The organism is Rhodobacter capsulatus (assembly GCF_005144475.1).
Lineage (GTDB): Bacteria > Pseudomonadota > Alphaproteobacteria > Rhodobacterales > Rhodobacteraceae > Rhodobacter > Rhodobacter capsulatus_C.
This window is the reverse complement of the sequence record NZ_SWJZ01000011.1, coordinates 1-11178: the sequence shown is the minus strand read 5'-3', so window position 1 is coordinate 11178 and position 11178 is coordinate 1. Positions and strand designations below refer to the sequence as shown.

Sequence of the window (11178 nt, the reverse complement as noted above, 5' to 3'; positions counted from 1 at the left end):
GGGCCAGCAGACCCGTTCATCCCGCCCCGGCACCAAGACGGCCCCGACCGCGCGCGACCTTGGGCGGCAACCACCAACGCGGCCAGAGCCCCCTCTCTGCGGCTGCGCCCCGGAAGGCCGAGGGGATGGCGAGGAACGACGGACCCGAGATCCTCATGGACCGGCATGGCACCGCACGACCGGAAACCGGGTGGCCGGTGGCGGGAAAAGCACCCGGGAAGGGGAGAAGGTGGGGTACAGGGCGCAACGCCAAAAGGACCAAAGGCGCGAGAGTGGTCAGCAAGGAGGTGACGGCTGCGCGGGGGGGACGATGCCACGCTTTTATGGCGACCGGGGAACAAAGCCCATGATGCCTTCAGTCGCTGCCGACCATCTGCACCTTGACGGAGCAGGTCGGAGTTGGAAGCGGGCTTGCGAGCCGCCCCCCCAATCAGTTCGTCCGAGCGATAGAGCTGACTTCTATGCGTCACCAGGGTTCTTTGTGTGAGGCGTAGAATGGATGTCTATAACTCATGGCTTGGAACTGGACGCAGCCCGATTGGCCGGATTTCCGGTATTACGCCTCGGCTCTTAAAACACTTGAGCAGAAGTTGCTGCTGTAAGCCCACCCTCATCTCGCTCACTTTCACCATCGAGAAAGAGCGCAAGGCTTCTGATGCTGCTCGAGCTGGTCGTAGTAAAGGTTGCTCATCGATCAGGTCTCCTTGCGGTGCCTGAATCACGCCAGAAGCCCGAAATCAATGGGTCTGGACCCTACGCGAGCCTCGATGCGAAGCGTGACCCTCTGGTCGAGATCGAGGCGCTCGTGCCGTGGGAGGAGTTTCGCCCGGTACTGGAGCGGGTCTGGCGCAAGCCCGCGGCCGCGCGCAAATCGCGGGCGGGGCGCAAGCCGATGGACGCGGTGGTGATGTTCAAGACGCTGGTGCTGGGCGCGCTCTACAACCTGTCAGACGACCAGATCGAGTATCAGGTGCGCGACCGGCTCTCGTTCATGCGCTTCCTCGGCCTTGGGCTTGCGGACCGGGTGCCCGACGCCAAGACCGTCTGGCTCTACCGCGAGGGGCTGGCGCAGCCGGGTGTGGTCGAGGCGCTTTTCCGGCAATTCGACGGCTATCTGGCGCGGCAGGGCTACATCGCGCGCGGCGGGCAGATCCTCGATGCCGCCATCGTGCCGGTGCCGCGCAATCACAACACGCGCGACGAGAACAAGGCGATCAAGGCAGGCGGTGTGCCCGAGGGCTGGGCCGACAAGCCCGCCAAGCGGTCGCAGAAGGACACCGACGCGCGGTGGACGAAGAAACATGGCAAGAGCCATTTCGACTATAAGAACTATGTGAATGTGGACCGGCAGCACAAGCTGGTGCGCCGTTACCATGTCAGCGATGCGGCGTTGCACGACAGCCAGGCGGTCGACCTGCTGCTGACGCGGGGCAACACCGGTGCGAGCGTCTGGGCCGATGCGGCCTATCGCTCCGAGGAGATGGAGGCCAAGCTGCGCGCCCGGGGACTGAAGAGCCGCATCCACCGCAAGGGCAAACGCGGCAAGCCGCTGAGCGAACAGGGCAAGGCCAGCAACCTGACCAAGTCCACCGTACGCTCCCGGGTCGAGCATGTCTTCGGCGCGCAGGCCAACGACATGGGCGGCACGCTGGTCCGCACCATCGGCCTGGTGCGGGCGAAGGCCAAGATCGGGATGAAGAACCTTGCCTACAACATGCGCCGACTGTTGCAATTGCGCCGTCTAACCCCTTGCCCGGCGTGATCCGGGTCGCAGACGTCAGGCCGAAAAGGCCGAAGCGCGCCGTCACCCGGCGGAACGGTCGCTGATCACGCCCCCGAACATCCCGGTAAGCCATTTCAGGCAGGTTGCAGGCGGCCAAACAGGCATTGAGCAGCCGGAAACGGGGAAAATCGAGGTACCCTCATGATTTTTCTTGCGTGAAACGGAGTGGCCTGCATCATGATGTGCATGAATCTGATATTCTCCATAAATTTCATTGGCCACGACGAGTGGTTAGACAGCGGCTACGATCTCAACTTAGCGGCGGGCGAGGTGGTCACCAGAGACGGTGAACTGATCGGTCGATGGCAGGTGACTGATTACGACCCGAATGCCGAATACGGGAAAGAGGACGGACGCTATGAGTTCACCCCTCAGGGCGAGGATGCTGCAACGATCATCGAGGAGTTTGCATGCCTGGATTTCAGGATCAGTCGTGGCTTCGCACTATCCAATATCACTCGAGCGATCCGAGACTGGTATGACGCCGAGAACCCCGATTTCCCGATTTCATCGAGGCGTCACCCCGAGTAGTAAAACGCCCTTGGCAATCCAGAGGCGCGCAGCCGGTTGCAGTCCTCGGCTTGATATGCGGTGATGGGTTTCATTCCTGGGAATGCCCCAGATCGTTGCGAGCGCTGCCATATTACAACTGTAACTGACTAGGCCCGGCGCATAGGGGCTCAGGAGGGAAATTGTCGGGACCATCGGAAAAGACAGTTCGCAGATTGTTTGCTCTATCGGGAAATGCATGCGCGTTTCCCGATTGCCCGTCACCGATTGTCGAGACGGAGGGCACAATCACTGGCGAAATCTGCCATGTGCGGGCGCAAAGCAAAGGCGGTCCGAGATATAGGGCATCCCAGACAGAACAGGAAAGGCATGCCTTTGAAAACCTGATCCTCCTATGCCGACGGCACCACAAGATTATCGACACAGAGCCAGACATCTACTCGGTCGAGGTGCTCGAGGAAATGAAGGCGGTTCAGGAAACGCGATTTGGCCGGCCCGAGCAGGCAAGCGACGCCATATTTGCCAAGCTGCTGCTGAACGCGAAACGTGTGGTTGAGATCACCAACAACAGCGGGAATATCGTGGTCGATAGTCCTGGGGCCATCGTGGGCAGAACGATAAATGTAAGTACATATCGCAAAGCTGTTCACGTTCATCCCGCGGCGGGTACAATCGGTGCCGATCAGAATGCCAGCCGCTACATTCAGCACCTGATCAGCCGCTACAACGAGTTCGCCTCCAAAGAACCCACACGAGCATCCAAGTTCAGCTATGGCGCGATATCCAAGAACATTGAGCATAAATTCGGAGCGCAGTGGAAGCTGCTTCCGATGTCGGCTTTCGCCGATCTTTGTACCTATCTACAGACCCGGATCGACAAGACGCGCTTCGCCAAGCTGAACAAATCCAATGGGCACTCCTCGTACTCAAGCTTCACCAAGTATACGCAAGAAATGCAATCGCGAATGGAAAGGTGATTATGCATCAACGGGTCCGCCCAACGTCGAGTGTCCATCATTGCCGGGGCTTCGCTGCGGCACCAGTCGAATGTCGGCTTCCGGGGATGCGGCCATGCAGCATAGGTCGAGGCCGCCCGACCGCTCAGGGCCGCTTTCGCCGATTGGCCAGCTTGGCTTGACCTTCCCTCCCCGTCAACTCTCCCGCCACAACGGGCGGCGGCCGATGAAACTCACCTCTGGTTCGCGGGTGACGCGTCCCTCGACCAGACCCCAGAACCCGGATTTCCGGCCATGGTTCGCCTTCAGCCCCGCGCGGTAGGTCGCATGAACCTCCATCTCCTGCGGCCGCGTTGGGTCAGCATCGCTGGCCGGGGCGAGCCGGTCGAGAATCTGCAGGTATTTCGCCCCATGCGGATAGGCTTTCGAGCGGGCACGGGCGAGGATGTCATCAAGAAGGACACGATAAAGCAGCGTCGCCGCCAGCGGCTGCTCTGCCTCCAGCGCCTCGGCGATGGTGGGCAGGATGTGCCAGTCCGACCCCGACCAGGCACCCCGATGCGAAATCACTACCCGGGCGGCCAGATCGGGCCGCTTCCAATCAAGGAAGAACTGCAGCGCGGTAAGCGGCACGGGGTGGTCGAGCGCCACCACCATCGCCTGTTCCTCGGCGGCAACATCCTCGAAATCCGGCAGCGCCCGCAGATGGGCGCGCAGGATCGGCGGCGCAAGGGTGTCGCGGAACCGATCCCAGAGGATCCCGCGAGCTTCTTCGCGCCGATCAAGTCGTTTCAGAATGTCGGCCTCCAGCAGGGCCTGCCGCACCGCGGGGCTGTCGCTGTCGTCCGCGTCGTCGAGAAAATCGAGCAAGGTGGACTGCGCCCGTTGCCCGCCCTTGCGCACCCAGTCGAGCGCCTCGGAAAGCCGACCGGCATCGCGCAGTGTCTCGGCAAGGCCAAGCGTGTCCTGTCCGCGTTCGGATTTTTCGCCCTCCAGCGCGATGAGGTGGTCGAGATCGCCCCGGGCCCGCGCGATCGACTGCCGGATCTGCCGCCACTGATCGGTCATCGAATAAAACCACCGGCCGGTCGCGCGTTGCGGCGCCTCCTCGGCGTGGCGCTCAGTCGAGCGGCGGGCGAGATCCTCCTCCCAGGCGGAGAGCACGTTGGGGGCCAGATGCGGGATCACCTGATCGGCGACGCGCGGCAGATAGCCGTGCTCAAGCTCGCCCAGCCGGTCTATGATCCGGTCGGGCAGCCGGCGAGCCGCCTCGGGTGAAAGCCGGGCCGCGATCGGGCCAAGGGCGGCGATGCCGTCTTCGTAGATGTCCTGAAGCTTGCCCGAGGAATCGTCGATCCGCTCGAAAACGGATTTGTGCGTGGCCACAAATCGCAACAGCCGGTCTGCGCCGAGGTAGGGATCGGCAGGGGCAAGCTCACTCAGGATGCTGGCCAGAAGGGCGGCGAGATCGTCGCGGAATGCCCTGGCCTTTTCCCAGTCGACGAAGGCGCGGGCACGTTCAAGGCCCGCAAGGCGGCGGTCGATCAGCTTGGCGATGGCCTCGGGCCCGGACTGCCCGGCCAGCGCCGCCGCCACGCGCCGTTTGAAGGCGGCGTTCGTGCTGGCCTCTTCAAAGACGAGGGCGGCGAGTTTCGCGGCGCCAAGCGCCTCGAGCGCATCGGGGGAGAGGGTCGGTTTGCGGGCCATGTCGAACGTCCGGGAAAACGGATTGGGCGAAATTGCCCGAGGGCTGGGCGGGCAGCAAGGGTAGGCTACGGTCTTCCCGGCGGAAAGAGCGGTGCCACCTCAATTCTTTCGACATTCGACGAGGCCATCGGCGATATCGGAGAGGACTGAGGTTCCCGAAAAGTCCGTTCGAGGTCATCTTGAAGCGCCATGGCCATGCATTGGCAAGATTGCCCAGAAGATCGCAATGCTATACGGTACTCCAACAGACTACCGCCCCGGAGGCCGCCATAGGTGTTCACAAGCAAAGCGTCAGCTTTACCGACCAGGCCTTCGCCTTTGCGCGGGAACTGGTGGAGGCGGGCGAATATCCGAACATCAGCGCGGCGGTTTCCGGCGAACTGGCCCGCGCACGCGCAACTCGTGAAAAAGAGCGCAAACTCTTCGAAGTGGAGGTGCAGCGGCGGCTGAGCCTGCCGCTCGACACATGGGAGCCCTTGGCAGAGTCTGCCGACTTCACCGGCGACGCGCGAAACCACCTGCTCTCCATTTTGCCAGCCGGCAGCGGCAACAATCGCTGATGCAGCTGATACGCCACCCCTTGGTCGGGCGCGATCTGCGCGCTCTGGCGGAGCATATCTATGCAACCACGCAAGGCGATCTGCGCGCGGCCATGCGTCGGCTTGATGAGGTCGATGCGCTCGTTGCCGACATCGTAGCCAATCCGCGGTCCGGAATGCGCCTCGATGGGCCGCTTGATGGCTGGCTGGTTCGACACGGAGGCCGCGGCCACAGGATCACGATCGTTTTCAAAGCCGATCTCGAGTCGAACCGCCTCTACATCGCGCTGGTCGCGTTTGGCGGTCAGGATTGGATAACCTAAGGCCTGAATCGCAAGACTTTCGAAGAATAGGGGGCTTACGCCCCCTTCTCGAATTTCACGACCGGGATACCGAGCTTCTTGGCCTTGTCGGCCAGGTTTTCCTGGATGCCGTTGCCCGGGAAGACGAGCACCCCAACAGGCAGCACATCCAGCATCGCATCGTTGCGCTTGAAGGGGGCGGCCTTGGCGTGTTTGGTCCAGTCAGGCTTGAAGGCCACCTGCGTGACGCCCCGGGCCTCGGCCCATTTGGCGGCTATGAGTTCGGCGCCCTTCAAGCTTCCCCCGTGCAGCAGGACCATGTCGGGATATTTGGTCCGGACCTGATCGAGCTTGCCCCAGATCAGGCGGTGATCGTTGAAGTCGGTCCCGCCGGTGAGGGCAACCTTGGGGCCTGCGGGCAGCATCACCTCGGTTTCCGACCGGCGCTTGGCGGCCAGGAAATCGCGGCTGTCGATCAGCGCGGCGGTCATGTGCTGGCGGTTCACCATCGAGCCGGTGCGGGGACGCCAGGTCGATCCCGTGTGATGAGAGAACTCCGTGGCAGCGTGGTCGCGCATCATGTCCATGCAGTTGCGCCGCTCGATGAGGGTCAGGCCTTCCGCCGTCAGGCGCTCGAGTTCGGTCGACTTCACCTCGGAGCCGTCTTGCTCGCGCTGAAGGCGTCGCTGCGCCTGCTCGTTCTCGTCAAGCGACCGCTCGATCCGGGCCGTAGCGCGGTGGAAGAGGTTGACCTGACCCCAGAGCACCTCTTCAAGGTCGGGTTCCATGCGGGTGTCATCAAAGGTCGCGACGAGGGCATCGAAGATGTCGGCGACGGCAACCGCAAGGCGCTGCCCATCGGGCATCGGGCGCGGATCGGGCTCGTCGAAGGGGCGGTAGCCATAGAGCTGCAGTTCTTCGAGCGCATGGGCGGTCTGGGAAACGGTGTGGGCGGGTTCATAAGCATCGTCGTTGGTGTGGAGCGTCATTGGTCTCTTGCCTCCGGGCCTGTCTCGTCCGCGCGTCATCCCGCGCGGCCTTCATGGGCAGCGAACAGCCGTCACTGGCGACGCCCCTTCACCCCCGCCCTCGGGGGCCGGAACACCGTGGAGGAGGGCGGGGGGCGGCTGATTTGTCTCGCGATGCAAAGGCGGCTTTGCCGCCGGCGGAAATCAGTCGCCCCCCGTCCTTTAAGGGGCGGCGCCTTTGACGGCCGCCTGCCCATCTCTTGAAGGCCGTGCGAGGGACGGGTGGATGAGCAAAGCCCGGAAAGAGGCGGAGACGACGGTCCAAAGCCACGAGAGGGATGCATGCCCCCTGCCCCACGCTCCCAGACCGCCCATTGCGCGATGCAGCTCAGGCCAAAAGCCGCCGCCGATCTTCTAGCCCGAACTGACCTGCCAGATGCGCGCGCAGCGCCACCTTGCCGTGCGCCCGAAGATCATCGTTGAAATCCCCGAGCAGCGGCTCGAGCACATGGCAACCGATCCCGGCCTCGGTGGCTCTGGCGCTCAACCTCTCTGCCGCGCGCTGCCCGGCCGGATCGCGGTCGATGGCGATATAGAGACGCTGCAGCCCCTCGGGCAACAGGACGGCCCCGAGGTGACCGGACGAGAGCGCCGCCCAGACAGGAAGGCCCGGTGCCGCCTCGCGCAAGGACAGCATGGTCTCGATGCCCTCGCCGACCACGAGGATGTCGTCATGCGGGGTGAGCCTGACGGCATTGCCCAGAAGGTGACCCATGGCACGCCGCTGCGTTTTGACATCCGCCTTGTCCTTGCCGTCCGGCGCAAGCCAGGTCCGATGCACCCCCTGCAAGCCCCCTGCCCCATCGGTGACCGCGGCGATCAGCGCCGGTCTGGGGATGCTCCGGGTCTGACCTTCTTCCCGATGCCAGCACTTCGGGTGAAAGCGCAGGGCGCTCGTCAATCCGCCTTGGGTCAGGCCCCGGGAGCGGAGATAGGTGTCTGCAAGCGTGCCCGGCACCGGCACCGAGGCTGCGAAGAGACGCGACGCCGCCGCTGGCGTGCCGCCGGGATCCTTGGCTTTACTCGGCGTCGGCAAGTCCGGAATTACCGGCTGCGGACGGCCAAGATGCGTCCGGGCTTCGGTTAGAAGATCGGGAAAGCGAGAGATGCCGGTCCGCGCACGGATGATGTCGAGAAGATCGCCGTGTTCGCCAGTCGCGCCGTCGGTGAATTTACCTGCGGCGCCCGGCCCGGAGGTAGGGCCGGTCAAGCGCACGAAGAGCGATCGTCCGGGGTTGTTTTGCAGATCGCCCACGATCCAGTAGGACCCTTCCCGCCGACCGGCGGGAAGATAGTGGCGACAGACGCTTTCCGCATTCCGCGCGAGTTCGCGTAGAAGGTCTTCGGTTTCCAATGACATAGGCACACTCGTTAACACGTCCGGGCATGTAGGGCTTGGACGGGGAAGCGTGCAAGCAGGCGCTCCAGCGCCGCAATGCCGCAGGCATCGGTCGGACAGAAGAGCCGCAGCTTCCAGCTGATGATCTCCGAGAAGAAGCCATCGGCCTTGAGCCGATCTTTTTGCGCCTCGGCAAAGCCCGAAAGCTCGATGCGATTGACGCCCATGACGCGGGAGCGGTGCAACTCCATCCCTTCGGCCAGGCGCACGGTGGTTTTGCCCTCCAGAACCAAGGCATGGACTTGCGCCGCCGAGAGCTCCGGCGGATCGCTCGCCAAGGCGGTCGCGACCCAGGCGGGCGAAACCCTGCGCCCGATGAGACGCTGACCATCATCGGTCTGCAGCCGATAGACGCGGGTTTCGTCTTGGGGAAGCTGCTTCCAGATCGGAAGAAGCAGGCCCGCGACGATGTGGAGCGTGGATTCCGAGAACTCCGGCACCTCGGCAAGTTCCGCAGTCCAGGCGGCGGCAAAGGCCGCGCGGTCGGCTTCCAGCCAGTGGGTGTCTTCCATCATCTTGGCAGGCAGCGTGCCCGCCTCGGTCGGACGGATCAGCCGCAGACGCGGCTCGATGGTGCCGTCTTCCAGCATCAGGCTGGTGGCGGGCACCTGCACTGCGGCCCGGCCCGACCGGCTGTTGACCAAAAGGCGCGCCTGTCTGTCGTCGAGCCAATCGAGCGCATCCGCGAGTGCGGTCGGCGTGTTGCGGCGCTTTTCCGCGATGGTGAGAAGCTGGGTTTCCGCGCCGGAACCGGGATGAGTGTAGATGACGCGCGCATCCGTGACGCGGAAGCTCTCGGCGCGCAAAGTCTCGAGCCCGAGGTCATAGACCCCGGCGGCGATGGCCCCCTCGATCCGCGCATCGAGCAGCTCCTCGAAGGCCGAGAACAGCACGGCCTGCATGTCGATCGTCAGCGCGAGCAGTCGATTGAGGAAGGTCGTGATCGGGGGAAGATCATCTTTGAGCCCGTTGTCATCGGTCAGGCTGAGGCCCGTGGCATCCTCGAAGTCGCCAAGCGAGCAACCCGCCACATCGCCGCGATAGAGGCGGCGATAGAGCTGGCGAAGCGCGTCGCGGGCGTAAGGGCTCTCGAGGTTGTCCTCGGGGCGGAACAATCCCTGCCCACCGGTCTGACGCTGACCGCGCGTGATGGCCCCGAGCGTGTCGAGACGGCGCGCAATGGTCGAGAGGAACCGCTTCTCCGCCTTTACATCGGTCGCGACGGGGCGAAAGAGCGGCGGCTGCGCCTGATTGGTGCGGTTGGTGCGCCCCAGCCCCTGGATCGCAGCATCTGCCTTCCAGCCGGGTTCAAGAAGGTAATGGACCCGCAGGCGCTGGTTCTTCGCGCCGAGATCGGCGTGATAGCTGCGCCCGGTGCCGCCCGCATCGGAGAAGATCAGGATGCGTTTTTGGTCATCCATGAAGGCGGCGGTTTCCGCGAGGTTGGCAGAACCGGCGCGGGTCTCGACGACGAGCCGCGCCGCGTGCCCCTCGCCCTTGCGCACGATGCGGCGCGCCCGGCCCGTGACCTCGGCCACGAGATCGGTGCCGAAGCGCTGCACGATCTGGTCGAGCGCCCCCGGCACGGGCGGCAGCGAGGCCAGCTTTTCGATCAGCGCATCGCGCCTGCGGGCGGCCTCGCGACATTCGACCGGCTGGCCATCGCGCACCACGGGCCGGGAAGAGAGATTGCCCTCACCGTCGGTGAAAGGCTCGTAGAGCTGCACCGGGAAGGAATGGGAGAGGTAGTCGAGCACATATTCCCGCGGCGTGATGTCGACGCGGATGTCGTTCCAGTCCTCGGTCGGGATCTCGGCCAGACGCCGCTCCATCAGCGCTTCGCCGGTGGAGACGATCTGAACGACCGCCGCATGGCCCGCCGCGAGATCGGCCTCGATGGCGCCGATCAGCGTGGGGGTTTTCATCGAGGTGAGCAGATGGCCGAAGAAGCGCTGCTTGGCGCTCTCGAAGGCAGACCGCGCGGCCGATTTGGCCTGACGGTTCAGCGTGCCGCTCTCGCCGGTGATGTTCGCCGCTTCCATCGCCGCAGCCAAGTTGTTGTGGATGATGGCGAAGGCCCCGGCATAGGCATCGTAGATGCGGCGCTGTTCGGGGGTGAGCGCATGTTCCAGCATCTCGTATTCGACGCCGTCATAGGAAAGCGAGCGGGCGGTATAGAGCCCGAGCGCGCGCAGATCGCGCGCGAGAACCTCCATTGCCGCGACACCGCCTGCCTCGATCGCCTCGACAAACTCTGCGCGGGTGGCAAAAGGAAAGTCGTCCCCACCCCAGAGCCCGAGGCGCTGCGCATAAGCGAGGTTGTGCACCGTCGTGGCCCCGGTCGCCGAGACATAGACCACGCGGGCATTGGGCAGCCTGTGCTGCAAGCGCAGACCCGCCCTGCCCTGCAGCGAGGCCGCCTGATCACCGCGCTCACCCTTCGCCACAGCGGCATTCGCCATGGCGTGGCTTTCATCAAAGAGGATCACCCCGTCGAAATCCGCCCCCAGCCACTCGACGATCTGATCGACGCGGGATTTCTTCGCGCCGCGTTCTTCGGAGCGCAGCGTCGCATAGGTGGTGAAGAGAATGCCTTCGGTCAGGGGAATGTCGCGCCCCTGCGCGAAACGCGAGAGCGGCGTCACCAGAAGCCGCTCCTGACCAAGGGCCGACCAGTCGCGTTGCGCATCCTCAAGAAGCTTGTCGCTTTTCGAGATCCAGAGCGCCTTGCGACGGCCCTGCGCCCAGTTGTCGAGCAGGATCCCGGCCGACTGGCGGCCCTTGCCCGCGCCGGTGCCATCGCCGAGGAAAAAACCGCGACGAAAGCGGACAGCGTCGGCGGCATCGTCGGGCGCTGCCGAGACAACATCGCCGGTTTCATCGACGATCCACGATCCCGCGAGATGCGCAGAATGCGCCTCGCCCGCGTAGATCACGGTTTCGAGCTGCGCGTC

9 protein-coding genes are annotated in these 11178 nt (G+C 64.1%); 5 read left to right on the top strand and 4 right to left on the bottom strand.

Annotated elements, in window-relative coordinates; genetic code table 11:
- Positions 1–655: 655 nt before the first annotated feature.
- From FBT96_RS03490 to FBT96_RS03480, 3 genes are all read left to right on the top strand, one after another.
- Complete coding sequence (locus FBT96_RS03490) at positions 656–1762, top strand: IS5 family transposase (protein WP_249306273.1); 1107 nt, start codon at positions 656–658, stop codon at positions 1760–1762.
- A 207-nt stretch (positions 1763–1969) separates the two neighbouring features.
- Positions 1970–2314 carry a hypothetical protein gene (locus FBT96_RS03485; protein ID WP_136904969.1) on the top strand — a complete coding sequence of 115 codons (345 nt, stop codon included), beginning with the start codon at positions 1970–1972 and terminating at the stop codon, positions 2312–2314.
- A 161-nt stretch (positions 2315–2475) separates the two neighbouring features.
- Positions 2476–3270, top strand: coding sequence for an HNH endonuclease signature motif containing protein (locus FBT96_RS03480; protein ID WP_136904968.1), 795 nt, complete (start codon positions 2476–2478; stop codon positions 3268–3270).
- Between the two features lie 174 nt (positions 3271–3444).
- On the opposite strand, the gene FBT96_RS03475 is transcribed toward FBT96_RS03480, so the two are convergent.
- Positions 3445–4956, bottom strand: a complete 1512-nt coding sequence (locus tag FBT96_RS03475) for a DUF6880 family protein (protein ID WP_136904967.1) — start codon at positions 4954–4956, stop codon at positions 3445–3447.
- A 179-nt stretch (positions 4957–5135) separates the two neighbouring features.
- On the opposite strand from FBT96_RS03475, the gene FBT96_RS03470 reads away from it, so the two are divergent.
- Positions 5136–5516, top strand: a complete 381-nt coding sequence (locus FBT96_RS03470) for a hypothetical protein (RefSeq protein ID WP_249306271.1) — start codon at positions 5136–5138, stop codon at positions 5514–5516.
- The gene (locus FBT96_RS03465; RefSeq protein WP_136904966.1) at positions 5516–5818 is read left to right on the top strand and encodes a type II toxin-antitoxin system RelE/ParE family toxin; all 303 of its coding nucleotides are present in this window, start codon (positions 5516–5518) and stop codon (positions 5816–5818) included. Before FBT96_RS03470 ends, FBT96_RS03465 begins: the two co-directional genes overlap by 1 nt.
- Positions 5819–5853: 35 nt before the next feature.
- Here FBT96_RS03465 and FBT96_RS03460 read toward each other — a convergent pair whose 3' ends face one another.
- The 3 genes from FBT96_RS03460 to FBT96_RS03450 form a co-directional block, all read right to left on the bottom strand.
- Positions 5854–6786, bottom strand: a complete 933-nt coding sequence (locus FBT96_RS03460; RefSeq protein WP_136904965.1) for a DUF2493 domain-containing protein — start codon at positions 6784–6786, stop codon at positions 5854–5856.
- Positions 6787–7153: 367 nt separating this feature from the next.
- A complete protein-coding gene (locus FBT96_RS21700; protein ID WP_136904964.1) occupies positions 7154–8185 on the bottom strand; it encodes a DUF7146 domain-containing protein in 1032 nt (343 codons plus the stop codon).
- Positions 8186–8196: 11 nt separating this feature from the next.
- A partial coding sequence (locus FBT96_RS03450) for a strawberry notch family protein (protein WP_136904963.1) occupies positions 8197–11178 on the bottom strand: 2982 nt, incomplete at its 5' end.